Origin of the sequence: Kluyvera sp. CHPC 1.251 (genome assembly GCF_036759945.1) — a bacterium.
GTDB classification, from domain to species: Bacteria; Pseudomonadota; Gammaproteobacteria; order Enterobacterales; family Enterobacteriaceae; genus Kluyvera; species Kluyvera sichuanensis.
Map to the genome: position 1 here is coordinate 421,131 of NZ_JAPKIC010000002.1, position 25,396 is coordinate 446,526.

At 53.2% G+C, this 25,396-nt stretch carries 19 protein-coding genes; 8 read left to right on the forward strand and 11 right to left on the reverse strand.

Features of this window, described 5'->3' with window-relative positions; translation table 11 throughout:
- Window positions 1-31: 31 nt before the first annotated feature.
- Window positions 32-1,600, forward strand: coding sequence for a formylglycine-generating enzyme family protein (locus V6940_RS06345; protein ID WP_333495252.1), 1,569 nt, complete (start codon window positions 32-34; stop codon window positions 1,598-1,600).
- 45 nt (window positions 1,601-1,645) lie between these two features.
- Complete coding sequence (locus V6940_RS06350; RefSeq protein ID WP_333495253.1) at window positions 1,646-2,146, forward strand: hypothetical protein; 501 nt, start codon at window positions 1,646-1,648, stop codon at window positions 2,144-2,146.
- 60 nt (window positions 2,147-2,206) lie between these two features.
- On the opposite strand, the gene V6940_RS06355 is transcribed toward V6940_RS06350, so the two are convergent.
- A complete protein-coding gene (locus tag V6940_RS06355; protein ID WP_333495254.1) occupies window positions 2,207-2,794 on the reverse strand; it encodes an NUDIX domain-containing protein in 588 nt (195 codons plus the stop codon).
- A gap of 82 nt (window positions 2,795-2,876) precedes the next feature.
- On the opposite strand from V6940_RS06355, the gene V6940_RS06360 reads away from it, so the two are divergent.
- From V6940_RS06360 to V6940_RS06385, 6 genes are all read left to right on the forward strand, one after another.
- Complete coding sequence (locus tag V6940_RS06360; RefSeq protein ID WP_333495327.1) at window positions 2,877-3,629, forward strand: DeoR/GlpR family DNA-binding transcription regulator; 753 nt, start codon at window positions 2,877-2,879, stop codon at window positions 3,627-3,629.
- A 148-nt stretch (window positions 3,630-3,777) separates the two neighbouring features.
- Complete coding sequence (locus V6940_RS06365) at window positions 3,778-5,430, forward strand: sensor histidine kinase (RefSeq protein ID WP_333495255.1); 1,653 nt, start codon at window positions 3,778-3,780, stop codon at window positions 5,428-5,430.
- Entirely contained in the window at window positions 5,423-6,121 is a 699-nt protein-coding gene (locus tag V6940_RS06370; RefSeq protein WP_333495256.1) for a response regulator, read from the forward strand. The genes V6940_RS06365 and V6940_RS06370 overlap by 8 nt, the downstream gene beginning before the upstream one ends.
- A 763-nt stretch (window positions 6,122-6,884) precedes the next feature.
- Window positions 6,885-7,973, forward strand: coding sequence for an ABC transporter substrate-binding protein (locus V6940_RS06375; protein WP_333495257.1), 1,089 nt, complete (start codon window positions 6,885-6,887; stop codon window positions 7,971-7,973).
- Window positions 7,974-8,050: 77 nt separating this feature from the next.
- The gene (locus V6940_RS06380) at window positions 8,051-9,820 is read left to right on the forward strand and encodes an ABC transporter permease (protein ID WP_333010029.1); all 1,770 of its coding nucleotides are present in this window, start codon (window positions 8,051-8,053) and stop codon (window positions 9,818-9,820) included.
- Window positions 9,813-10,883: an ABC transporter ATP-binding protein gene (locus V6940_RS06385; RefSeq protein ID WP_333495258.1), complete on the forward strand. Its 1,071-nt coding sequence runs from the start codon at window positions 9,813-9,815 to the stop codon at window positions 10,881-10,883. The genes V6940_RS06380 and V6940_RS06385 overlap by 8 nt, the downstream gene beginning before the upstream one ends.
- Window positions 10,884-10,926: 43 nt before the next feature.
- On the opposite strand, the gene V6940_RS06390 is transcribed toward V6940_RS06385, so the two are convergent.
- The 10 genes from V6940_RS06390 to V6940_RS06435 form a co-directional block, all read right to left on the reverse strand.
- Window positions 10,927-13,149, reverse strand: coding sequence for a sensor domain-containing phosphodiesterase (locus tag V6940_RS06390; RefSeq protein WP_333495259.1), 2,223 nt, complete (start codon window positions 13,147-13,149; stop codon window positions 10,927-10,929).
- Between the two features lie 202 nt (window positions 13,150-13,351).
- The gene (locus tag V6940_RS06395; RefSeq protein ID WP_333495260.1) at window positions 13,352-13,711 is read right to left on the reverse strand and encodes a hypothetical protein; all 360 of its coding nucleotides are present in this window, start codon (window positions 13,709-13,711) and stop codon (window positions 13,352-13,354) included.
- On the reverse strand, window positions 13,695-14,219 hold the full coding sequence (locus V6940_RS06400; protein WP_333495261.1) for a chemotaxis protein CheW: 525 nt from the start codon (window positions 14,217-14,219) through the stop codon (window positions 13,695-13,697). The genes V6940_RS06395 and V6940_RS06400 overlap by 17 nt, the downstream gene beginning before the upstream one ends.
- Window positions 14,216-15,901, reverse strand: a complete 1,686-nt coding sequence (locus V6940_RS06405) for a GGDEF domain-containing response regulator (protein ID WP_333495262.1) — start codon at window positions 15,899-15,901, stop codon at window positions 14,216-14,218. The genes V6940_RS06400 and V6940_RS06405 overlap by 4 nt, the downstream gene beginning before the upstream one ends.
- Window positions 15,898-16,278: a response regulator transcription factor gene (locus tag V6940_RS06410; RefSeq protein WP_333495263.1), complete on the reverse strand. Its 381-nt coding sequence runs from the start codon at window positions 16,276-16,278 to the stop codon at window positions 15,898-15,900. The genes V6940_RS06405 and V6940_RS06410 overlap by 4 nt, the downstream gene beginning before the upstream one ends.
- Before the next feature lie 17 nt (window positions 16,279-16,295).
- Complete coding sequence (locus V6940_RS06415) at window positions 16,296-18,431, reverse strand: hybrid sensor histidine kinase/response regulator (RefSeq protein WP_333495264.1); 2,136 nt, start codon at window positions 18,429-18,431, stop codon at window positions 16,296-16,298.
- A gap of 11 nt (window positions 18,432-18,442) precedes the next feature.
- Complete coding sequence (locus tag V6940_RS06420; protein ID WP_333495265.1) at window positions 18,443-19,870, reverse strand: CheR family methyltransferase; 1,428 nt, start codon at window positions 19,868-19,870, stop codon at window positions 18,443-18,445.
- Window positions 19,867-20,916: a chemotaxis protein CheB gene (locus tag V6940_RS06425; RefSeq protein WP_333495266.1), complete on the reverse strand. Its 1,050-nt coding sequence runs from the start codon at window positions 20,914-20,916 to the stop codon at window positions 19,867-19,869. The genes V6940_RS06420 and V6940_RS06425 overlap by 4 nt, the downstream gene beginning before the upstream one ends.
- Window positions 20,903-22,966 (reverse strand): methyl-accepting chemotaxis protein, encoded by a 2,064-nt coding sequence (locus V6940_RS06430; RefSeq protein WP_333495267.1) that lies wholly within the window; start codon window positions 22,964-22,966, stop codon window positions 20,903-20,905. The genes V6940_RS06425 and V6940_RS06430 overlap by 14 nt, the downstream gene beginning before the upstream one ends.
- Before the next feature lie 92 nt (window positions 22,967-23,058).
- Window positions 23,059-25,251, reverse strand: coding sequence for a sensor domain-containing phosphodiesterase (locus V6940_RS06435; protein ID WP_333495268.1), 2,193 nt, complete (start codon window positions 25,249-25,251; stop codon window positions 23,059-23,061).
- Window positions 25,252-25,396: the final 145 nt, after the last annotated feature.

The window sequence follows — 25,396 nt, forward strand, 5'->3', positions numbered from 1 at the left end:
CCAGGCAATTTATTATTTGCGGAGATCGTTCATGGCTTTTATTCCTTCTCATTTATCGCGCTGGCTGGCGCTTGCTCTGCTCATCAAAATGTCTGCCGTGCAGGCTGAACCCTGGGCAGATAAAACCTATAACCCGAAACCGGATAGCGAAGATATTATTTTGCCAATGCCCTGCGAGGGGTCAATGGTGTTTCGCCGCGTCGATATCCCAGCATCAACGCCTCTCGGTGATATACCTATTACCCTTGGAGAAGATGGCGGGGATTGGGGCGTCGTTGAACACAGCTATCCAACCTTTATTTCTGGCAGTTTTACAGATAAAAATAAAAACAAAGGTCGTTATTATTTAATAGCAAAATATGAACTAACAACACTGCAATATCAGGCACTTACCAGTGGCACCTGCCCAACACCATCTCGCAAACTGAGTCTCCCGGAGACCAATATCAGCTGGTTTGAGGCGGTTAATCTCGCCGATAAATATAATCAGTGGTTACGCACCAATGCGCTCAATAAATTACCGGTGGAAGATGGCGATCCAGGATTTTTACGCCTCCCAACCGAAGCCGAATGGGAATTCGCCGCTCGCGGTGGCCTGAAGGTCAACAGCGCCGAGTTTCGTGATACGCGCTATCCGATGGATGACATCAAGAACTTTGAGTGGTACTCCGGATCACAGTCATCAAACGGTAAAGTTCAGCTTGTTGGCCTGCTTAATCCCAACCCTCTCGGTCTGTACGATATGCTGGGCAATGTCTCTGAGATGATGTTCAATCCCTTTTATCTCAACAAGATAAATAGACTTCATGGCCAGGCTGGTGGCTATGTAGTCCGTGGCGGTAGCGTGATGTCAAACGAGTCAGAGATCCGTAGCGCTGCTCGTAAAGAAATCAACTACTACGATGGCGCTCAGCCTTCCACAGGGAAAACAACCGGTCTGCGTCTTGTTCTGGTTTCTCAAACCATTACCTCACCTGCCCGCGTTAAAGCGCTCCAGAAAGAGTGGTCCACGCTCGGCGAGGAGAATAAGGGGGCCGAAAAAAATAAAGACGAGTCAAAAGATACGGCTAAAGCTCTCGGCAGTCTGGCTTCAGGCGTAGAAGATGCGGGGCTAAAAAAGAAACTCAAAGATCTGGAAAACCAGCTCCGTGCCAGCAACCAGCAACAACAGGAAGAAAGAGCACAGTCAATTCGTGCAAGCCTTAACCTAGGTTCTTTCCTTTGCACTAAGTTGCAGGATGATGGTCGTTTTCTGGACTTCCTGAATCACAATTATGAACTGCTGTGTAAGGACAAAGACAGCAGCGATGCCAACTGTGCACTCCGAAAAACCAAGCTCGGTGAGCAATCCGATCGTTTGCAGCAGCTTACGGGGTATTACGCCAGCAGCCTAGTCGACTCAGCTACTCTGTATGGGCAAGAGGGTCTGAAGCAGGAGGTATCTGTTTTCGATCAAATGCTCACCCTGAATAAACGACTATCTGGCCTTAAGCCATTCCTCACGGCTCACTGGCAGAATCAGCAAAAATATCTGGCTGATGGCAAAATTGATACCGCCAGTTGGCTGGAAAACTGCAAGAAAATTAAAGGCAGTAATTAACACTCATCCATCGTTAATACGCATATTGCTTAAGGAGTGACGACCGTGAAATTAGCGCTAAAAATAACTGCAGTAATCTTAGGTGGTATTTCAGTTAGCCATACTGCCTTTGCCGAGCATTATAACGAAGGTGATCAGGAACAACTGACGCTTGAGTGCGTATTAACTAACAATAAATTAGCCAGTGCGTTTATTGCTCAGGATGCAGCGGGGTATGCTCTGGGGAAAACGCAGACACCGACTTCAGAGCTCAATCTCGTCACTAATCAGCATGGCGTTACCGCCTACTACAACGCGGGGATGATTTCTGGCGGCTCTTTATACTGGATCCGTATTGTCAAAGGTCCTTACGAGTATATTGTCTACGATAAAGAGCAACGTGGTGATATGTCAGGCGTAGTCGTGACAAAAAGCGGGAAAACCATCTTCCATAAAGCATGTAAAGAACCCATCAAAGTGGGCACACAGAGCAGCAATTCTATTTCTAGCCGTGCCGCCGAGGAAGACAGTGAATTTGACCGAGTCGTTGACCTTATAAATCAATAATCAACATCCATAAGGGATGCGATAGCTGCATCCCTTATTTCTCGTTTGACGGTAATCGCCCTACCCCAACCGCTTATTCAGCGCCACATACTGCAGCAGCATAATGGTCTTGGCATCCATAATCTCACCGCTGGCCACCGCCCGCAGCGCCTGCTGGAGCGGCCACTCCAGTACTTCAATATCTTCGCCCTCTTCTTCCACGCCGCCGCCACGGCTGACGCGATCTTCATCCTGGTACTCCGCGATAAAGAACCACAGCTTTTCGGTCACCGAGCCGGGGCTCATAAAGGCCCTGAATACCGGCTCGATTTGCGTAATACGAAAGCCGGTTTCCTCTTCCGCTTCAGCAATAATGCGCGCCTCCGGAGAGGCGCTGTCCAGCAGCCCCGCCGCCGCCTCAATGAGCATCCCGCAGCCGTCATGAAGGTATACCGGCATCCTGAACTGACGGGTCAGCACCACCGTCTGCTTACGGCGGTTGTACAACAGCACCACCGCGCCGTGGCCGCGATCGTAGGCTTCGCGACTCTGCCGCTGCCACGTGCCGTCGCGGCGGCGCAGGTCGAAGGTGTATTTTTTCAGGGTGTACCAGTCGTCAGAAAGCAGCTGCGACTGAATATTTTTCACTAACGGCTCAATAGCGCTCATTTTTTCTCTCCTGTCGATGACATTTTGCAAACTATCACGCATAATCGTGCAACATCAAGAAAAAACAAGCATGAAAAAAAACATGTTAGCCAGCCAACGAAAGCAGCAGATCCTGGCGATTCTCGCCCGGGATAAACAGGTGCACTCCACCGAGCTAAGCCAGCAGTTTCAGGTTTCTGAAGACTCTATTCGCCGCGACCTCAGGGAGCTTGCCGCCGCCGGATTACTCCAGCGCGTCCATGGCGGCGCGCTGCCGGTCTCTGCCGCCATTGCGCCGTTCGAAGCAAGAAAAAACGTGCAAATGGATGCAAAAAAAACCATTGCCCAGAAAGCCGTTTCGCTGATCGGCGCAGGTCAGGTAGTTATCATCGACGGGGGAACCACCACCACCGAGATGATCAAGCTGCTGCCGGTCGATCTGCCCTTTACCGTGGTCACCCACAGCCCGAGCATTGCCGTCGGGCTGATTGATTACCCGGCGATTGAGGTAATTTTGCTGGGCGGCACGCTGTTCAAGCATTCCGTCGTCACCACCGGCTCGGCCATGAGCGAGGCGGTCAGCCGCATTAACGCGGATCTGTTTTTTATGGGCGTGACCGGCGTGCACCACCACGCGGGCTTTACCACCGGCAGCTTTGAAGAAGCGGCCGTCAAGCGCCTGCTCAGCGAACGGGCCTCGGAGACCATCGTGATGGCATCGCAGGAGAAAATTAACGCCGCTTCTGCCTTTGCGATTGGCGGGCTGAATCTCGCCAGCACCCTGATTATCGATGGCGAGCTGGATGCGCCGCTGGCGGCAGCCTTAGCCAGCAACGGCGTGTCGGTGATCGCGTAACGAGGCGCATATACCCCTACATCTGGAAGTGGCTTTAACCCGGAGAAGGTAGGTAGCTCACAACTCTGCGGTCGCTCGATGACGGTTCGTATTTTCGCATGATAGGCTTTTCGGATGACTCCTTTCGGTACTGGCCGCGGCGAACCGTATGACGCTCCGATTGACCTTCCAGATGAAGCTGTTTCTGTCGCTGCTGGCGTTCTCCTGCCTGTTGCTGGCGCTGCTTGGCGCGTTGCTGTTTCATTTTATCGACCGCCAACTGCATCATGATTTGGGCCAGCGTGCCCGGATTCAGGCCAGCGAGATTGCGCTGATGCCAGGGCTTGCCGCCATGGTCGAGCGGCGGGATATTCCCGGCATTGCGCGGCTGATCCAGCCGCTACGCGCCGAAAGCGACGCCAGCTATATCGTGGTGGGCGACGTCCGCGAGCAGCACCTCTACCATTCGGAATCGCCAGAGCGCCTGAACCTGCCGATGATCGGCGGCGATAATGCCGAAGTGCTGCAGGGCAAAACCATTATCTCTATACGCAAAGGCGGGATAGGCGTGTCGCTGCGCAGCAAGGCGCCGATTTTCGACAGCCAGCATCGGGTTATCGGTATTGTCTCCGTCGGCTACCTCACCTCCTACATCGCCAATATTAACGCCCGCCTGCTGTGGCGTACCGGGCTGTACGGCATTGCCCTACTGCTACTGCTGTTTATCTTCTCCTGGGTGCTGGCCCGCACGCTAAAAAAGCAGATGTTCGGCCTCGAGCCGAAAGATATCGCCCAACTGGTGCTCCAGCAAAAAGCGCTGCTTGAGGCGATGTACGAAGGAATATTTGCGGTCAATGCCGATAAGCAGCTAATCCTTATCAACCGCGCCGCCAGGGAGATGCTTAATATTCAGCAGAGTGAGCAGGCGCTGCTCGGCAAGCCGCTGGATGAGGTTATTCAGCTACCGCCGTCATTCTTTGCGCCAGGCAATACCGCGTACGATAGTCGTCATCACGATCACATCACCGTGCTGAATCATCGAGAAACCATCGTTAACCGCGTTGCCATTGAAGTGGAGCCGGGAACCCAAAGCGGCTGGGTTTTCAGCTTCCGCGACAGAAACGATATCACGACGCTTAGCCACCAGCTCAGCCAGGTGACCCGCTATGCCGATAACCTGCGCATCATGCGCCACGAGCAGCTTAACTGGACCGCGACGCTGGTCGGTCTGCTGCAAATGCAGCGCTATGACGATGCCCTGCGCTATATCCGGGTGCATTCAGAAGGCGCCCAGCAGGTGCTGGATTTCCTCTCAATGCAGTTTGCCTCTCCGGCGCTGTGTGGTCTGCTGTTGGGGAAATACGTTAGCGCGCGCGAGAAAGGCGTGGAGCTGACGTTCGACCCGGCCTGCCGAGTGTCACGGCTGCCGGAAGGGCTGAGCGAGACCGAGCTGATGTCGGTCATTGGCAACCTGGTGGACAACGCCGTTGATGCCACGCTGAACACCACCACACGCATCGCGCCGGTGGAAATCTATATTTCTGATCGCAACCACGAGCTGGTTATCGAGGTGGCGGACCGGGGCTGTGGCGTAGATGAAGCGATGAAGCCTCATATTTTTGAACAAGGATTTACCAGCAAATCCGCCGACGGCAGCGAGTTCAGCGGCTCAGAGCACGGCATTGGCCTCTACCTGGTTGCCGGCTATGTGCGTCGGGCTGGCGGCAGCATCGAAATCAGCGATAACGTTCCGCAGGGTACCGTATTTTCGGTTTTCATCCCGTTCCAGACCGCGCTTACCGCAGAACCTTCCCATGACTGATATCCGCCCTCTTGAGGTTGTTATTGTTGAAGATGAGCCGCATCTGGCGCAGCTGCATCGGGAGTTTATTGAGCAAAACTTCCGTCTGCGCGTGGTGGGGATCGCCAGCACGCTGGCGCAGGCACATGAACTACTCCTCCAGCATCGACCGCGCCTGGTGCTGCTGGATAACTATTTACCGGACGGCCAGGGCGTTGAGCTGATTGGCAGCCCGCTGCTGAAACAGTTTGAGTGTTCGGTGATTTTTATCACCGCCGCCAGCGATATGCAGACCTGTAGTCACGCGATGCGCAGCGGAGCCTTTGATTATCTGATTAAGCCGGTTTTCTCTCACCGTCTGCAGGCGTCGCTGGAGCGCTTTATGCTGCTGGAGCACACCCTGCGGCAGGTGAAGGTGGTGGACCAACACGCGCTGGATAAGCTGTTCAACCTGCCCGCCGGTGAGGCATCGGGGCAGCCTTCCACCAAGGGAATTGAGCCTGCGACGCTGGCGCGGGTGCAGCGGATTTTTAGCGAGCATCCAGAGGTAAACTGGTCGGTCGAGCAGGTGGTCGAGGAGGCGGGGATCAGTAAGACGACGGGGCGTCGGTATCTGGAGTACTGCGTGGAGATTGGGTTTATTGTGATTGAGATTCAGTATGGGAGTATTGGGCATCCGAGGCGGTTGTATCGGAGGGGGGCTCAGGAGTAACCATCCGGCATGGTGCAGCTGTTCCGTTCACTTTATGCTGGGCAGAACATGGTGCTTCTTCACCTGTGAACGGGCCAAGGGGTGCGGCCGCGCACCCCTTCGCAATCCCCGCGGCCCCGCAGGGAAATCGGTGCTTCGCACTACGCTCGCCTACGACTCCAGCCTGCGGCACGGCGAAACTCGACGTCCCTGTCTCGGTTCGCCTCAGTCCGCCATCCATGGCGTCCTGACCTTGTCTTCCGTGCTACGGCTCGCCGATTTCCAGCGGGGACTCCGCCGTTTCAGTAACACTTGTGTTGGTTTTTGCTGTTAACTGAAAGACCGCACGGTTTTGGGTGGCGTCTAAATCGCCGAAGCGTTCCCTGTAGGCCGGGTCAGCCCACAGGGATGTGGGCTGAGGGCGTGGTTCACAGGGATGTGAACTCGCGCCCGACCCGAAGCCGGAGGGGATAAGCTGAGGGAACCGCGCAGCGGCGATTTTGCCGCCAGAGCCCGGGGGGGCAGGGGGCGGCGGCGATTGGCCGCCCCTTGCGCGCTCCCTGCGCCTGCGCAATTTATATGGCTCGCGCTGGAGGGGAGCACTACGCCCTCAAAAAATTCCCCACAACTAAACACCGCCCTCGCGGTTTCTATGGTGTTAATTCCCGAAACAACGCCAACAATCACATTTCCACCAGCCTACTTCCTCCCCCCTCTTGTCTCTCTCCCCCCATCCGCTATGTTGATTTTTAGTTCTTCAAACGTAACTAAAAGGTTAATAATAATGTCGAACACATTCCGTATATCCCTACTCTCTGCTACCGTTTTCATGTCGTTCTCCGCCCTGTCCGCGCTGCCTCAGGGTTACCCGGCCGACTACCAAAAGGTCGTCGATGCCGCCACCAAAGAAGGCAAAGTGGTTATCTACTCCACCACCGACACCAAAGCGGCCGGGCCGCTGATTCAGGGCTTTGAGGCCGCCTATCCGGGCATCAAAGTTGAATACAACGATATGAACAGCACCGAACTGTACAACCGTTTCATCAGCGAGCAGGCCTCCGGCGGCGGCAGCGGTGATGTGGTCTGGAGCTCCTCCATGGATACCGCGATGAAGCTCGCGACCGACTACGCCATGGAGTACGTTTCCGCTGAACAAAAACAGCTGCCGAAATGGGCGGTCTGGCACAACAAAGCCTATGGCACCACCTATGAACCAGTGGTGTTTATCTACAACAAACGCCTGATCCCAGCGGCTGACGTACCGGACTCACACGCCGCGCTGGCGAAGCTGGTTGCCGGTCAGGTTGATAAGTTCAAAAGCAAAGTTACCACCTACGATATCGAAAAATCCGGCGTCGGCTTCATGCTGTCGGTGATGGATTACAAAGCCGATCCTAACTACTTCAAGACGCTGGCCGACGTGGCAAAAGGCGGCTTAGCGGTGCAGTCCTCTACCGGCACGATGATGGAAAGGGTCTCTTCAGGCGAAAACCTGATCGGCTACAACATCCTCGGCTCCTATGCCGAAGCGCGCGCCAAAACCGACCCGTCGCTGGGTATCTCCTATCCGAAGGATTACACCCTGGTGCTGTCGCGCGTCTCCTTCATCAGCCAGCAGGCCGAGCACAGCAACGCTGCTAAGCTGTGGATGGACTACGTGCTGTCTGAAAAAGGGCAGAGCATCCTGGCCAATCAGGCGGATATCCCCTCTATCCGTAACGATATCGAAGGCAAAAACGACATCGACGGCATGACCAAAATGTTGGGCACGGCGCTGAAGCCAATCCCGGTTGATGAGTCGTTGCTGGAATATCTGCAGCCGAAAAAACGTCTGGATTACATCAAACAGTGGCGTGAAGCCGCGGCCAAATAAGCGCCTGAACCACGCGCGCCTTCGCTGGCGCGCTGTGTTCTCGCTTCCTGAATTCGTGTTATCGGATCTCTTTGCTTATGAACGCATTACGTAGAAAGTGGCAGAGCCTGCCGCGCGGCGTCGTCGTGCTGATAACCGCGCTGGCTATCTACACGCCGCTGTCGTTTATCGTGATCCAAAGCTTCCTGTCCGCGCCGTTTTTCTCCCCGGCAAAGGCCTGGAGCCTTGAATCCTTTGGCTTTATTTTTACCGACCCTGACTTCTATAAGGCGCTGAAAAGCGGCTTTATTCTCGCCTTCGGCCTGGTCATTATCGCCATCCCACTGGGCGGCATTCTGGCCTTCCTGATGGTGCGTACCGACCTGCCCGGCAGACGGTTGATTGAGCCGCTGATCCTGGTGCCTATTTTTGTTTCGCCGATGGTGCTGGCGTTTGGCTACGTGGTCGCCGCCGGGCCGGTGGGCTTTTTGTCGCTATGGGCGCAGTCGCTGATTGGCTTCGTGCCGTGGAACATCTACGATATGTCGAGCATCGTGGTGATTGCCGGCCTGACCCACGTGCCACACGCCTATCTCTATATCTCGTCGGCGCTGCGTAGCGTCAGTTCGGACGTCGAAGAAGCTGCGCGTATCTCCGGCGCTTCCCCGCTGCAGGTGATGACCTCGGTCAGCCTGCCGATGGTTCGTCCATCGATTCTGTACGCGGTCGTGCTGCTGTTTTTCCTCGGACTGGAAGTGTTTGGCCTGATGCTGGTTCTCGGCGATCCGGAAGGCAACATGGTGCTGGCGACCTACCTGTACCAGTTGACCAACAAGCTCGGCACGCCGTCATACCACCTGATGGCGGCAGTCGCCGTGGTGCTGATCTGCCTGACCATCCCGCTGGTGATGCTGCAGCGCCGCCTGATGCGCACCGCCAACCGCTTCGTTACCATGAAGGGCAAAGCCTCGCAGGCCCGCGCGCTGCCGCTCGGCAAATGGCGCTGGATAGCAGGCGCCGTGGTGGCGTTCTGGCTGACCATCACCATCGGCGTGCCGCTGATGGGCGTGGTGCTGCGTGCCTTTATCTCCAACTGGGGCGTGGGCGTTTCGCTGTGGGATGAGCTGTCGCTCAGTACCTTCCGCACCATCTGGGAGCAGCCGAACCTGCTGCGCGCTATCGTCAACTCGATGGCGATTGGCGTGATCGGCGGCGCGCTGGCGGTTGGCTGCTATCTGTTTATCGGCATCGCCATGCACCGTAAACCGGATAACACCACCCGCTTCCTCGACTACAGCGTGCTGGTTCCCCGCGCGGTGCCCGGACTGCTCGCCGGCCTGGCGTTCCTGTGGGTGTTCCTGTTCCTGCCGATGTGGCTCGATAACGCGCTGAAATCCGGCTGGCTCTCCGGCATGCCGTGGTCGCAATGGCTGCGCGATAACCTGATTGTCTGGCTGCGCTCGTTACGCAGCACCATGTTCAGCGTCTGGCTGGCCTACACCGTGGTGTGGATGGCCTACGGCCTGCGGCTTATCTCCTCAACCCTGCTGCAGGTGGGGCCAGAGCTGGAAGAAGCTGCGCGCAGCACCGGCGCAACGCGCGGGCAGATCACCCGCCACGTCACCATTCCGCTGTCGCGCTACGGGCTGATTGGTTCCTGGCTTTTGATGTTCCTGATCTTTGAGCGCGAGTACTCAACGGGCGTCTATTTGCTGTCGCCGGGCACGGAGACCATCGGCTCGATGCTGGTTTCTCTGTGGGCGGCGGGCGCTATCGACATCGTCGCGGCGCTCTCGTTTATCAACATTGTGTTGGTGGTGATTGGCCTGGGGATTGCCCTTCGTTTTGGAGTGAAATTACATGATTGAATTATCGGTCGAGAACCTGCACTTAACCTACGGCGATAACCCGGTGTTAAAAGGCGTGACCATGAACCTCAAGCGCGGTGAAGTGGTCTCGCTGCTGGGGCCATCCGGCAGCGGCAAAACCACCCTGCTGCGCGCAGTCGCGGGATTAGAAAAACCGACGCAGGGGTCGATTACTATCGGCAACAATAAGGTCTACGACGGCACCCCGCGCAGCGAAATTCCCGCCGAGGAGCGCAACCTGGGGCTGGTGTTCCAGTCCTACGCTCTATGGCCACATAAAACGGTGTTTGAGAACGTGGCCTACCCACTCAAGCTGCGTAAAGTGCCCGCACAGGAGATCAACCAGCGGGTGCAGGGCGTGCTGGATCAGCTAGGCCTTGGGCACCTTGGCAAACGCCACCCGCACCAGCTCTCCGGCGGCCAGCAGCAGCGCGTGGCGATTGGCCGTGCGCTGGTCTACAACCCACCGGTTATTCTGCTCGATGAGCCGCTGTCCAACCTCGACGCCAAGCTGCGCGAAGAGGCGCGCGTGTTCCTGCGCGAGCTTATTATCAAGCTTGGCCTTTCAGCGCTGATGGTGACGCACGATCAGAACGAGGCGATGTCGATTTCTGACCGTATCCTGCTGCTTAACAACGGCAAAATTGAGCAACAGGGTACGCCGCAGGAGATGTACGGCTCGCCGAAAACGCTGTTCACCGCCGAGTTTATGGGCAGCAACAACCGCCTGCACGGCAAAGTGACTGAGATCCGCGACGGCAAAGCGCGCGTAGAAGGCAGCGGCTGGGCGCTATGGGGCCAGGCGGGAGAAGGCGTGCAGGTTGGCAACGAGGGCACGGCGGTGATCCGCGTCGAGCGCGTGGCGCTGGTCGACGGGCCGGGCGATAACCAGCTTGAGCTGCCGCTGGTCACCAGCATGTACCTCGGCGACCGCTGGGAGTATCTGTTCCGCACCGCCGGGGATGATTTTGCTATCCGCGCCTACGGCAATGAGGTGCGCGACCCGCAGCATTGCCACCTGTCGCTGCCGGAAAAACACGTCTGGGTGTTCCCGAAATCCTGATAACTCAGGGAGCGGCGATTGCCGCTCCCTTATGATTGCCGACCTATACGGTATGTTTTTCAAACGCCAGCGTTTCCACTGGGACAGGTTTGCCAATATGGTAGCCCTGCAACCAGCCGATACCGATATCAATCAACGCCTGCTCAATCTCCTTGTTTTCGACAAATTCAGCGACAATTTCCATATTTTTAAGCTTCGCGACTTCGCAGAAAGATTTCACCGCGCACTGGCTGAAAGGATCGTCGATAATATTACGGATAAACGAGCCGTCTATCTTCAGGATATCGGCCTCCAGGATCCTCAAACGGGAGTAGCTGGAAAATCCCGTGCCAAAATCATCAATCGCAATCTTAGATCCTACCCGACGCAATGTACGCAGCGCCTCAATGACGTTAGCGTTATCAATCATATCCGTCTCGATCACCTCGAAAATAATTCTTTCCGGCGACACATTGTATTTTTTAAATAAGATTAAGACGTTATCAATAAAATCAGATTTATTGAGTGACTCAGGCGTCAGGTTAATAGAGAAATGACTTTCGGGATCACTCTGCCAACGCGAATGCATAAAGCGGAACGTCTGCTCAATTACCGTAATATCTAGCGCCGGTAGCAGCCCAGCTTCGCGCGCAATGGGTAAAATGGTGTCCGGGAAAATCAGCTTACCATCGACCATTTTCATACGGATGAGTATTTCGTGATAGCAGGTCAGTCCGGTAGTAGAAATCACCGGCTGTGCCACCAACATGGTGGACAAAATAGGCTGGGCCATCAGCACAAAAACTTGTCGGTCGATGGCTTTTTGCAGGATATGACGGATTACCGCCTCACTAACGATGTTATCGCCAGGTGAATGCGGGTCAAGACCCAATGGCTTCCCCTGCAGTAGCGAGATATAGCTTTGCGTATTAAGCAGCTTTACCGCCTGCGAAAGATTCTGCAGATGGCTCCTTTCAGCGGTATAGGCGACGCCGCAGGGCAGCCCTAACTCAAAACCTCTCCAGTTAAAGCGAAATACATTTAAAAAGCGATATAGATCTCCCATGTCGGGAACCATCGTAAAGCGGACGATAAGCCCTTGCCCCGGCGTATAATAGATAGACCCAGTATCATGAATCTTATCGCTAATATAGGCACTAATGGCTTTAACAAACTCAAAACGGAACTCCATGCCGTGCACCTGCTCCAGAGAATTTAACTCCGTGCAGCGCAGGTAACAGAGGCATGCGGCAGAATATTTACGCATATCAATTTTAAGCGCCTGGAAATTCTGCAGCCCGGTATTGGATTCCGAACGAAAAAGTTGCCGAAGACGCTTCAGGTAGCGGCGATTACGCACCGCTAACACCCCTGCCAGGACAATGGTAATGGAGAAGATAAAAACCATCGTTGAAACGATCGCTACGCTGTGTAAATAAAGGTTAGTGTCGGTATAAACAATATAATTGTTCGTAAAGTGACTCAATAATATAAGCATAATCGCCCACACCGGGGAAATAAGAGAATGACCAATACAAATAGCGCCCCATAGTATGACGGGAAGCAACCATAGCAAGGAATACTCGGTAAAGATTAAAATATTATCTTCACGACTGATCAGACAGAACATAATACCTATTAGTAGGCATAACCAGATTACCTGGTAGTAGACTGGCGGACCCGAACGAATCGACGACTGTACCTGGCGAAAATATAAGCGGCACCATCCTGGGTTTTGCACACTTCTAAAAATAAGATAGAAAAAAGGAATACCGGTCAGGCAGGCATTCATCAACCACTGCAGGTTAATAAAGGTTTGTAGGGTAAAAAGCGCATTGCCAGGGCCCGATGCAGGGGAAGGCTGAATCCAGTGGTTGAACAGCGTGAATAGCACGGCATTACAGCATACAAGCCAGCCAATACGTTGAGCCGTCAGCTTACTGCGTCCAAAACTGGCCTGACCACGCTGCCGGGTTGCTGCAAAATAGAAAGTCTGGCTAATGAGCGCAGCCAGCAACTGGGCCGAAAACGTAAATATCGAAGACAAGGGGTGGAAATAGAGGCAATACATAAAAAAAATAGCCAGAATTGGCCATGCGTCGAATCGATATATTACCAGCAGAGCAGAGAACATCGGTAGCGCCAGGGGATAGAATTGCAGGCTGATACCGGCAAAATCCTCACACTGATCAAGGTTATAATTAAGGATTTGCAGCAGAAAAAATACTATACCAACACATAAATAGCGTCTTAATTTATTAGAATTGTTTACCGTTTTCACGCCCATGAGGTGTGTCATTATTTAAAACTCGCCAGCTTTGTTATTCAAACGATTACCACCAGCTATTAAATCTATATTATTCAATAGCTGGTAAATGTGTATTTTTGGACATTAATGACTTCCTGACAAAAGTATTATCGCATAACTCCATATTTTCTATAAATAGCATCCATGCATTCTCTGCAACAATAAAATAAGAAGTGAGAACTTACTCCCAGCTTAATAGCGGACTAAAGCCATCATTGCTGACAAGCGCCTTCAGCATTGGAATATGGCAGCTATGCGCCAGCAGCGGGGGCAGTGGGAAAATAGTTTCAGCCGGGAGCATGACGTTTTCCAGCGCCCCCCAGAGTTGCCAACCCGTTTCAACCCCACTCATTGGTACCAGCAAATGCAGATGCATACCTTGCTGAGATTCTGGCGGCAGTCCCAGCCAGGCGCTGAAAGAGGGGATCGCCGATGAGGGACCAGTAATCAGTGAACACCCTCGTACCTGGCTGGACGGTATATAAAAATTCAAATCGCCCAGCCGAATACCAACGGCAGCCAGGCTAGAGAGAGACATCATAGCCGCTCGTCTCCTGGTAGCGTTCGAAGACCAGATTGAGATCCAACAGGGAGTAATAAATCCCCGCCATATTAACGATACCCACCACCACATTGCGCATGGCAGGAGGGAGGGACTCCGGCGGCGGTAGGATCTGGCTTTCCATTACGTCCAGAACATCAACCAGCTTATCTACCAGCATGCCGCTTTGCATTTCATCCCCGCGCCCAATCAAAATAATGCGTTTTCCAGTGGACTCTTTGCTGTCGATCTCTAGCAAGGTATTCAGGCGGATAACCGATTCAACGCGCCCACGATAGCTGATCACACCCTCCATCGTCATGGCGCAGCCGGGCACCCAGGAGATGGGGCGATCGGCAAGCAGCTCTTTAACCTGGGAACCATAAAGCGCAAAATGGCGATCGCCGAGGCAAAACAGCACGAGGCTACGTCGCGGTTCATCCACGTTAGCAATCTCTGTTTTCTCTACCTGGTACTGCGCCAGAATCTGTTCCAGTTGCGGTGTCATAAACTCCCCTCCAGGTCGGCAATACAGTAACAGTTGCGGCCATTTTGCTTCGCGGCATACAGCGCTTGATCGGCGCGTCCCCGAATAGTTTCAGTGGTATCCCCATAGACCCAGGTGGCGATTCCTGCGCTAAAGGTGTTATGGAAAGTCACCTGGTTGATGGAGAAAGTAATTTTCTCGTAACCCTGACGCAGGCGCTCTACCACTTGCGCAGCCTGTTCCTGGGTGGTGTTTGGCATGATGATGGCAAATTCTTCTCCGCCGTAACGTCCCACAATATCGGTGCTGCGCAGGCGGTGAGAGAAGAGCTGAGAAACCCCAACAATGACCTGATCGCCCGCGACGTGCCCATAGGTGTCATTGACGGTTTTAAACCGATCCAAATCGACCATGACCAGGCTAAAAGGAATACGGCTGTAGTTGGATTCCGCGATGGCGCTTTTTAAAAAATGGGTCGTTGTCGAGTGGTTATACAGCCCGCTCAGACTATCCTGAGCCATCCGAGCCCGGAGGGTACGCATACGCTCAGCACGCACGGATACCGCATTGATCAACTCCTGGGGATCGGCCTGCTTTAGAATAAAATCTTCTGCACCGATGCTCATGGCGCCAAACTTCGCGCTTTGGCTGGTTTCGCTGGACAGGTAGGCGATGGGCAGACCGATATGTTGCGGGATCTGACGAATAAGTTTGGTGAGTTCCTCGCCGCTGTACTCCGGCATATGGTAATCCATCAGCACAATATCAATCGGGTTAGCATTGAGTACTTGCAGCAGATATTGGGGCCGCGACAGGACGTAAACATTCATGCCCGCCGCACGCAACAGTTCGGCATTGTATTCGGCTACTGCCGGTTCATCGTCGATGATCAACACCGTATAGGGCTTTTTCATTGACGGTTGCGTCAAACGATGTAGTTCCTGAACGAGATCGGTCGTCGAAGCCGGCTTGACATAATACCCATCGCACCCAGCTTTAATGGCGTTAATTCGCGCATGGAAATCGCTGTGGCAGGAAAGATAGAGTACAGGGAATGCCGTGCCGACCCGCTTTTTCAGATCCGACATCACCAGCGGCCCGCCGTAGGCATGCTCGGGGAAACTCACATCCATGATGACCACTGACGGAGGCAGTTCCAGCACCGCTTCGGCAAAACTTTTGGTGTCGGTGAATACCCGGCAGGAAAAACCGAAACAGCGCAGTTGGGTTGCCAGCAGTTCAACCTGATCGATGTCATCATCACAGAGGTAAATGGGTTGATTGGTGCGGCGCACAAACCCCGAATCCGGGCGTGATGCCGCCAGGGTCAGCTCCCCTCCCCGATCGCCACCAATGAGCTCCTGATTCAGGGCATCCAGCGAAAGCTGATACAGCCGCTGTATAATCCGGTGCAGCTCGTTAAGCCGTACTTCGTCAATACCGTCAGTGGATAGCAGTCGCTCCCCTTCCGCAGACAACACGGCAATAGAGTTAAAGCCGAACGACGCGCAGGAGCCGTGGATGCTGTGTAGCAGTAAGTGTAACTGCTTACGGTCTATCTCGAGTGGGGTCTGCCTGAGTTGGGATAATAGCGCTTCCGCCTGGCGGAGCATATCCGGGATACGTTCCAGAAATCCCTGACGCAATCGGGCGATTTTTTGCTGGGCGGACACCATAGATTGATGCTTAAGCTCTTGATTCATATTGGCGCAACAGGTTTTCCAACAAATGATTCCGGCTGCGCGATGTCATTCACCGCAGCCACCAGGGTCTCCGCCAGGTTTTCATCTTTCTTCACCCAACGATCGTAGTGGACAGGACAATCAGCGATTTCATTGGCGCTGAGAATGATGAAAGGCTTATCCCAGCCATGCCCGCGTAGCATTTCCAGTAATTCCAGACCGCTGATATCCGGCATGTGCAGGTCGCTAACAACCAGATCGATTTCTTCATTACCATCCAGACAGGAGAGCGCCTCAATGGCGCTGGCGACAATAACAACCTCGTACCCGTTCATGCCCAAAAATACAGAAGCCAGCTCTGCGGAAAAAACATCATCATCCACTAATAAAATTCGCATTTATCTCTCCTTACCCCTTAACACAGCAGCATTTTCAGGGTTTCAATGAGGCTATCCTGCTCAAAATCCCCTTTGGCAATGTAGGCATCCGCACCTACCTGAATCCCGCGACGGCGATCCTCTTCCTTTGCACGGGAAGTCACAATAATGATGGGTGTGTGTTGGTAGTGGCGTTCACCACGTAGGGTTTTGGTAAAGGTGAAGCCATCCATACCGGGCATTTCCACATCCGTCAGCACCGCATCGAACTGCATCAGGCGCGCCTTTTGCAATCCAGCAAGCCCGTCTTCTGCCAGGGTCACCTGATAACCGTTCGCCTCGAGTACGTTTTTCTCAATTTCTCGGGTGTTGAGGGAGTCATCCACCACCAACACATGCCAGGCATGCTGTACTTCTTCCGTTTTATGCACCGCCACATTGGGCTGGCGCCGTTTTTCCGCCATCGACATCAGCACTGGCACATGCAGAATGCTCACCAGTTGGTGATCCGGCGTTAATACCATTCCTGACACCAGCGCTTGCTTCTGCATATGCTTTGGCAGCGGCTTAATCATCATGTGCCGCTCGTCCAGCAGGTTATCGACCTTTAACGCCATTTTGCCGTACTGATTCTGGATAATAATCAAGCGCAGGTCCGCCGAGGCGCCGGAGGAGACCGAGCCACCGGGCCTCTGGTGAATGCCCAGCAGCTCCCCAGCGCAAACTACCGGTATAAATTCGTTGTGCAACACGATTGCCGGACGTCCGGCAATGTCGCGAATTTCGCTGTTAACACATTTGACAACTTCAACAATGTATTGCGAGGTGAGTCCAAATAGGTGCCCCTGCACTCCAAACTGTAAGATCCGCATCATCGCCAGTGAGATGGGCAGTCGCAGATGGAAACAGGTGCCAAGCCCAGGACGGCTAAAGACCTGCAATGAGCCATGGAGATCGCTGACAATAGCCTTACGCACAATGTCGAGACCTACACCGCGGCCGGATACTTCGGTCACAATTTTGCTGGTCGAGAAGCCAGGGTGGAAAATCAGTTCATTGCACTCCTGCTCCGAAAGATGCTCGGCCGTTGCGGCATCAACCAGACCTCGAGCCACGGCTTTCGCGCAGATAGCATCGTAGTCCAGCCCGCGGCCATCATCTTCTACCCGGATCGAAATACCGCTCCCATCCTGCTGAGTCGTAATGGTGATGGTACCTCTGGCTGACTTACCCTGCGCCAGACGGTCAGCCGCATAGCCGATCCCGTGGTCCACAGCGTTACGCAGGAGATGCGTAAATGGATCCGCCAGGCGGTCGATCAGCTGGCGGTCTATTTCTACCTCACCGCCGATAAACCGGCAGTCCACCTGCTTTTTCAGCGAGGTAGCGAGCTCGCTCACCTGTTGGGAGAAAGGTTCAAACAGCATCGAAAGCGGGAGCATGCGAATACGGGCTGCCACGTCGAAAAGCTCGAACATCTGTAAATGTTGAGCCTGCACGTCATCTTTAAGATGGACGCTGAACTGGGTGATATGCTGGCGCAGCTGTTCCGCACTCAGACCCGGCAGGCGAGGAACCAGCTGCAGGAGGTTTTGCATCCGCTGATCGATTCGGTCATGGCTAGAGATAACCTCACCTAAAATGTCGATCAGCGCATCCAGCATATCCAGCTTCACGCGCACGGAGTTGGCCTGATAAATGGCCATGGCGACGTCGCCACTGGCTGCCGTAGGCGCTTCAGGCTCTGGCGGAAGCGCCTCAGGAACAACGGTTGTCATATCCCCACGGCTGGCACGGCTCAGGCGCTCGCACAATGTCTGATCCGCAGGCGGCAGCTGGTTATCCCCTTCGCTGGCGTTAAGCTGCGTCAGCTGATTCGACAGATAAGCGACCACTTCATGAATAAGCGCCCCAAGCTCAGGCACTGGCTGCAGTTTTTTATCGCGCAGCTCGCTGAGGACGTCTTCCAGGTGGTGGGTCAGGTCGGCAATGCTTTGCAATTTCAGCATCCGCGCGCCGCCCTTCAACGTATGGGCGGCACGGAACATCTCATCAACCTGCGCGTCCGGGTTCTCACCGGTAGAGAGCTGAAACGCCCCTTCGCTGAGCTTTTGTAGATGCCCCCGCCCTTCGTCGATAAAGCGCAAAACGAATTTTTTTAAATCAATAGCCATCGTCGCTCTCTCTACCCGCTCTGATGCGCAAACTTCGCTAGCTGGTACTCGCAAAGAAAACGAAATGAATTGCCCGAGAAGTCCATCGGTAGACGTAGCACTTTCGCCGATCCCTGTTGGCTGGCTTCGGTATTAAGTAGCTGAAGAGCAATACGATATGTGCGCTGAGCAGGCTGCCAGAGCTCGTTCTGGCGATACAATTCCGCCAGATAGTAGTGAGCAGGCCAGTAGCACGGATACTGGTAAACGACCTGCTTAAACCACGCGATGGCCTGCTGCGTCTGGTGCTGCCACATCATCGCCATTCCCAGCAGCATCTTGGCTTCCGCAGACCACTCATCCTGATCCAGTACCTGCTGCGCGTTCTCTACGGCCAGCGAAAATTCACACTGCTCCAGTAAAATAACGCCCTGGATCAACAGCGCTTCACGATTTGCCGGATCGATCTCCAGCGCGCTGTTAATGCAAGACTGCGCCTCAAAGAAGCGCTTATCTGCCATAAAAGACTCCGCTTTCTGCAGCCAGCCACTAAGTTTATGAGAACGGCTCACGGGAGCATCAGGCAGTTTTACAATGGTCTCTTCCCGCAGCGGTTCTACTTTAATGCGGGGGACCACTGTCGGAGTAACATAGCGAGAAGGTTGGTTATGGGGATAGGCGAAGTAAAACAGATCCCCTTCCTGCGCCAACCGAAGCTGTCCCAGGTTATTGGCCAACGTTTCCGCGTTGCCAAAGAAAATGACCCCATCGGGTTGCAGCATTTTCAGCAGATTACTGTGGAGTTCCCGGCGGGTTTCAACATCAAAGTAGATGGAGACATTACGAAGCAAAATAATGTCAAACTCAGGCAGTACCTGCTCTTTGATAATATTCAGGCGATGAAACGTGACGCTACGGCGAATTTTATCGTGAAGCTGAAAGCTATTACCGATGCGCGTAAAGTAGGTGTCCTGAATGACCGGATCGACGCCACGGAACGAATAGCTGGAGTAGCAGGCTGTGCGTGCTTTATCGAGGATCAGTGGATCGATATCGGCACCGTGGATCTCCAGTCGGTTCGCCTGCGAGTCATGGTATTTTTGGTGCAGCTTGATGGCCAGCGAGTAGGCTTCCTCGCCGGATGAGCAGCCTGCGCTCAAAATACGTATCGGACCGCTACGCTGTGCCAGAAGACGAGGAACACAGGTTTCCGTAATGTAGTCGAGGACGTTTACTTCCCGGAAAAAGTAGGTTTCGTTGATCGTCAGCAGGCTTATCAGGCCATCAAACTCTGCATGTGATGCACATAGCTCATCATAATAATGATAAAAATTAGCCAGCCCGCGCTTCGCCATACGCTGGCGTAGCGCCGAACGCAGGAGGGCTTCCATGCCATTATCGAAATGGAGTCCGGAGCGCTTTTTGATCAGTGTTTCAAATGCGTCGAGATTAGGGATCATAATGACTCATTCTCAGCGGATTCAATAAACGCCAGCGTCATCAGTACACTAGCCAGTTTATCGAGAGGCAACGTATGGTTGATTAACGACTTGTCGACGGCGTTTTTGTTCATACCGTAGACGATCGATGAGGCTTCATCCTGTGCCAGCGTTTTCCCCCCTTTGCGAAGGATAGCCTCTATGCCCAGGCAGCCATCGCTGCCCATACCCGTCATGATAAGACCCACGGCTTTAGCGCGATAAACGTCCGCCACCGAGGTCAACAGTAAATTGCAGCTAGGATGATAGACATCGCTCTCCTGGCGTGGCACACCGAAGAAGCGATGGTCTTTTCTGATAGCCAGGTGCTGTTCCGGCGGCAGAATGTAGACACAGCCGGCTTCCAGCTTTTCATCTACCTGCGCCAGTTGAACGCGTAGCGGTGTAACGCTATCCAGCCACTGCACGAGGCTTTTCGCAAAGCCATCAGAGATATGTTGAGCAACAATAATGGGACACGGGAAATGGGCCGGTAGCGCGTGCAAAAGCTTGCTCAGCGCCTGAGGCCCACCGGTTGAACAGGCTATTGCCAGCACATATGGCCAGGTGGGTGCATGTTCATCTACCGCCACCACAGGCATCTCCGGAGAGAAGCGCAACGGCTTGATGTGGCGGATGACCTTAACGCCCACCAGCATCTCCACCTGGCGATGGAGCCCCTGAGTTGAAACGGCATCGTATCCCTCGTGGCGCAGCACGGCCAGCGCTCCCCGGGCGATGTACTCCGCGTCCCACTTATCCAGCGGATAAAAGCGCATCACCATAATCGGCATTGCGCTGGTCGACATGATATTTTCGACGGTTTCAATGTTTTCCTGGGCGTGCATTTCCAGGGTCAACAGCAGCAGATCCGGCGACAGTTGCTGTACCATCCGTGGGGCCTGGCGGCGATGCGCCGCCTGTCCAATCACTTCGATGTGCGGGTTATTCTCCAGTTGTCGAACCAGCTCATTGCGCGATACGCTGCCGTGGTCGACGATAAGAACGCGGATCTTACGCCCGTTCATCTTGTGTATCCGTCAGGGTAAACGAGTTGGCACTCTGCTTTAATGCTGTCGCAAGCTGAGTCATATCCTGGCTGACCGTCAGAATGTCTTTGATTGACTGCGAGGTGTAATTGCTGGCCACAACAATTTCCCGCAGCGCCATCACAACCTGATTGCTGGCCGTTTTCTGCTGTTGGGTCGACAGGGAAATTTGCAGGGCCGCGGTGGACGTCTGTTCGGCGGTAATCACAATATCATTCAGGTGGGCGGCACTGACCTTACACGCCTGGGTTCCCGCCTTAATGCTTTCGCCACCTTTTTCGGCATTGAGTACCAATCTATTGATCGCGTTTTGGATCTCGCTAATTTTGTTTTCAATCTCAAAAGTGGACTCCGTAACCGAATCCGCCAGACGGCGGATTTCCGCCGCCACGACGGAGAAGCGCTTACCGGATTCACCCGCGCTAGCCGCTTCCAGTGCAGCATTAAAGGCGATCAGTTTGGTTTGATCGGCTACGCTGTTGATAATCACCATAACCCGGCTTACTTCTTTTGACTTATTTCCCAGCATCATAATTTCGCGCATACTCTGCTGGTTGTCGCTATCGATATCCGCCATGCAATTGAGCAGCTGCGACATGGAGACGGAGCCTTTATTGCAGTCGTCCAGCGTGCGATTAGCAATATCCACCACATCACGTGAGTGTTCCGCAATCTGCGTAGAGGATGCCGAAAGTTCTTCCATCGTGGAGGTTATCTCCGCCACTGAGGAGGACGTTTCCACACTCGTGGAGGCCTGGCCATCTACCGCTTCGGTGATGTTCAGCGACGCGTCATGCACCGAGCGCGCGTGGTACACCATCCCGCTGACCAGCGAATGCAGGCGGATTCGCATCATCTCAATGGCGCCCAGCAAATCACCGATTTCATCGTGGTGATCGATGTGCACATCAGAGGAAAGATCGCCTTCAGCAATGGTCTGGGCAATCTTCAACACGTTGTTCAGACGGCGTGAGATAAGGAAACGGCTCGCAATGGCAATCACCAGCAAAATAATCGGCAACAAAATCGCGGTGAAAAGCAGTAATCCGTTGCGTACCAGCGTGCTGCTTTTATCTACATCATCCATAAAACAGGTGGTGACGATGATCCAGTCCAGCCCTTCAATAGGCTGGAACACGGCCACTTTCATTCTTGGTATTGCCCCATAGGTACTGACGGATTTGTAATAAACCGTCCCGCTTCTGCGTGCCAGAATGTCGGCAAAGCGTTTGTAACCCGTGGCATCAGAGAGATTCAGTACCATCTGGTTGGTGAGCGTCGGATGCACAATCATCCTGCCTGGCTCATACCCGGCATCAAGCACGTAGGCGTAGCCGCCGTCACTCACATGCACATTCAGCAGCTCCTGAATAACAGGCTGCAGAGCCTGTTTCACGTCAAAACCGACGGCTACGGCACCAACAACCTGACCATATTTATCGGCGATAGGTTCGTAATGGCTAATGAACTGCTTACCAAAAAGGGTCACTACGCCCGTGAACGACTTATTTTTAAGCAAATTTGGCAATGCGGGGTTGTCTTTGCTCAACACGGTGGTGGTGGCGACTTTACCGTTAGTCTGCTGCAACGAGCTGTTCATTCGAACAAACTGGTCTCCTTCGCGTAAAAATGTACTCGCGAAGACGCTCGTCAGCTCGGTGAAGTGAGCATTAACTTTGGAATCGCTCAACAGCGCTTTGAGTTCATCCGCCGTCATTTCATGAAGCGATTTATTGCTGACGTTTTGGTAGTTGTTAATATAAATATTACTGTAATGTTCCGCATCCTTCATTATGCGTTTATATTCAGTATTAATATTGTTATGGAAAATACGGGTATTGGCCTGAAGCATCTCCAGGGCATTCGCCTGCAGCGCATCGGACAAATAAGAGGAAAGTAAAAAAGAAGCACCCGTTAACAATGCTGCAATACATAACACCAGCAGCGTACCGAGTTTCATCGCTACGCCAAGGTGTATTTTATGCAGCAAGTAGAATAATTTTTCACCAACATGTTTTTTTGCAGTCATTGACTTTATATTCTTTTTTAGTTTGCTGAAATGATCCTCAGCGTTCAACGCTTATCCAGGACCAGGAAATGATAGAGCAATGCAACAACTCGTTATTTTAATGACAAGAGCGGAACCGCCCTCCCCACGTGGTAACCCTGTAGCCAATCCACATCCATTTTTTCCAAACACGCCTGGATCTCGGCATTTTCGACGTATTCCGCCACCACTTGCATATTTTTCATTTTTGCAACACGGCAGAAGGTTTCAACGATATAGTGACAAATATCGCTCTGAGTAACGTCCCGAATAAATGAACCATCAATCTTCAAAATATCCGCGGTTACGTTCATTAGCCGCGCATGACTGGCAAAACCGGTGCCAAAGTCATCTATCGCCACACGACAGCCTAGTGCTCTTAGCATCTGAATGGTTTCATTGGACTGCACGATATCCGTCAGAATATCCGCCTCAGTAATCTCAAATATGATGCGTTCAGGCGCAACCTGGTATTCCGCAAACAACGGGCCAACTTCCGTTATAAACCCGCTACGACATACCGTGATTGGCGCCAGATTGATAGAGAAGCAGCAATCTGGCTGATGCTGCATCACTTTCAAGGTATGCCGAATGACCCACAGATCCAGGTCAGGGGCCAGACCCGCTTCATACGCGACCGGCAGAAAGTTATCAGGAAAAATAAGATGACCTTCGTCGTCCACCATACGAATTAATATTTCGTGATAACGCACATCGCCATGAGTGCTGACGATGGGCTGAGCCATCAGCACAAAGGTGTCATGATCGAGGGCATTTTGCAGCCGGATGCGCATATCGGTTTTGCCCACGAGGCTGCTTTCCAGCGCGCGGCTGGACTGCGCCTCAAGGTTTTCCGGCCTGCCATTTAATAACGATAAGCCGCTAACGATGGAAAGCTTACCCGCAAGGTTATAAATATCTTTATTAACACTCGCGATTGCACAGTAGCCAAGGCCACTACGAAACCCCAGCCACTGGTTGTTGTGATACAGACGAAACGCATTAGCCACTTTATGCAGGTTGATAAGGCGTACCGGGCTCGCGTCCCGTAGACGGAGAAGGAGATCGTAGCCAGCATGGTAGTAGATGCTTTCATCATCATGGAGCTGGTTACGCAGGTGTTGAGCTAACCCTTTCTGGTAACGTGTGCGGAAATGAAAACCATACCGCCGACAAAAAAGCTCCAGTTCCGGCACCTGAATCAGGCATATGGTGGCATGAGTGATGCTTTTCAGTTCAGAGGTCAGGGCCCGCAGGTTGGGAATCCCCGTGGTAGGGTCCGTCAGCCCCAGCATCATCACCTGGTTAAAACGCAGCTTATTAAAACGAGCGAGAACGCCCATGATCAAAATGGTCAGGGAAAAGATAAAAATGGCGCTGGAGACGAGCGCCTGATGCAGCATAAAGCCACTATCCAGAAGAATGTAGTGCTCATTATGTTTGGCCAGAACAATCAGCATCACCGTCCATATAGGCCAGGTAAAGGAGTGACCAATACGCACCGCACTCCACAGCATGAGCGGGAAAAGAAGAACAAAGCTGTACAGCGTCGAGAAGATATTGAAATTGAACGGCGCGTTCATGCAAAACATTAACGCCAGCACCAGGCCCGCCCAGATCAGAAAATGCCAAAGGCTAAGGCTTTTTCTGAACGAGTCACAGAACAAGTGAATAAAGGCCAGAAAGCTCTTCGGACGACGCACCACGCGACATAGGGTGTAGAACATCGGAATACCGGTTAAGCAGCCGTTCATGATCCCCTGAACGCTGATTAGCATTTCGATACTCACAAATTTGAGTCCGCCGGGTTCCAGTGTGGAATCAACGTAACCGTAGCGAGCGGCAAGCTTATGCAGGGCGATAAACAACAGCACATTCACCCCGCAGAGCCAAAAAATACGGTAGGTGGTAATTTTGATACGCCAGAAGCTGGCGCAGCTACGCCGTCCAGTATAAAGCCGGCAACAGGAGTAGCTGATTATCGCCGCCACGACCTGGCACACCACGTCAAGCGACAGATTTATGGACTTGCTGAAGCAAATACTGACGATCAGTAGCAAGAGGCCAGGGATTGCCCGATAGCTGAACAGCACCAGTACAGAAGTAATCAGCGCGAGTTTCAGATCATATATCTGCAGGAACTGGCCATTGATGCTGCGGTAAGCGCTCAGTTGTTGGGCCAACGGATACAGCAGGCCAGGGAGAACCAATGGCAGTCCCCAGCCTTGAAATATCTGCAGTGCTTTATTTTGTGTTGTCGTTTCCAACAGGTTATCCGTTAAGCAAAATCAGCGTAGACGTGATGTCCGTCTCTGTATGTGATAGGTGGACAGAATATAATGACAGGCATTGCTTAAGAGTTATCTTATTCATGTCCATAGCGGAAAGAAATCACCAGTATTAGTTAAAAAT

What these genes read in the sequence shown, in the direction of transcription:
- V6940_RS06345 (WP_333495252.1), top strand. Translation starts at nt 32, where the DNA reads ATGGCTTTTATTCCTTCTCATTTATCGCGCTGGCTGGCGCTTGCTCTG.
- V6940_RS06355 (WP_333495254.1), bottom strand. Translation starts at nt 2,794, where the DNA reads ATGAGCGCTATTGAGCCGTTAGTGAAAAATATTCAGTCGCAGCTGCTT.
- V6940_RS06360 (WP_333495327.1), top strand. Translation starts at nt 2,877, where the DNA reads ATGTTAGCCAGCCAACGAAAGCAGCAGATCCTGGCGATTCTCGCCCGG.
- V6940_RS06365 (WP_333495255.1), top strand. Translation starts at nt 3,778, where the DNA reads ATGACGCTCCGATTGACCTTCCAGATGAAGCTGTTTCTGTCGCTGCTG.
- V6940_RS06370 (WP_333495256.1), top strand. Translation starts at nt 5,423, where the DNA reads ATGACTGATATCCGCCCTCTTGAGGTTGTTATTGTTGAAGATGAGCCG.
- V6940_RS06375 (WP_333495257.1), top strand. Translation starts at nt 6,885, where the DNA reads ATGTCGAACACATTCCGTATATCCCTACTCTCTGCTACCGTTTTCATG.
- V6940_RS06380 (WP_333010029.1), top strand. Translation starts at nt 8,051, where the DNA reads ATGAACGCATTACGTAGAAAGTGGCAGAGCCTGCCGCGCGGCGTCGTC.
- V6940_RS06385 (WP_333495258.1), top strand. Translation starts at nt 9,813, where the DNA reads ATGATTGAATTATCGGTCGAGAACCTGCACTTAACCTACGGCGATAAC.
- V6940_RS06390 (WP_333495259.1), bottom strand. Translation starts at nt 13,149, where the DNA reads ATGGGCGTGAAAACGGTAAACAATTCTAATAAATTAAGACGCTATTTA.
- V6940_RS06395 (WP_333495260.1), bottom strand. Translation starts at nt 13,711, where the DNA reads ATGATGTCTCTCTCTAGCCTGGCTGCCGTTGGTATTCGGCTGGGCGAT.
- V6940_RS06400 (WP_333495261.1), bottom strand. Translation starts at nt 14,219, where the DNA reads ATGACACCGCAACTGGAACAGATTCTGGCGCAGTACCAGGTAGAGAAA.
- V6940_RS06405 (WP_333495262.1), bottom strand. Translation starts at nt 15,901, where the DNA reads ATGAATCAAGAGCTTAAGCATCAATCTATGGTGTCCGCCCAGCAAAAA.
- V6940_RS06410 (WP_333495263.1), bottom strand. Translation starts at nt 16,278, where the DNA reads ATGCGAATTTTATTAGTGGATGATGATGTTTTTTCCGCAGAGCTGGCT.
- V6940_RS06415 (WP_333495264.1), bottom strand. Translation starts at nt 18,431, where the DNA reads ATGGCTATTGATTTAAAAAAATTCGTTTTGCGCTTTATCGACGAAGGG.
- V6940_RS06420 (WP_333495265.1), bottom strand. Translation starts at nt 19,870, where the DNA reads ATGATCCCTAATCTCGACGCATTTGAAACACTGATCAAAAAGCGCTCC.
- V6940_RS06425 (WP_333495266.1), bottom strand. Translation starts at nt 20,916, where the DNA reads ATGAACGGGCGTAAGATCCGCGTTCTTATCGTCGACCACGGCAGCGTA.
- V6940_RS06430 (WP_333495267.1), bottom strand. Translation starts at nt 22,966, where the DNA reads ATGACTGCAAAAAAACATGTTGGTGAAAAATTATTCTACTTGCTGCAT.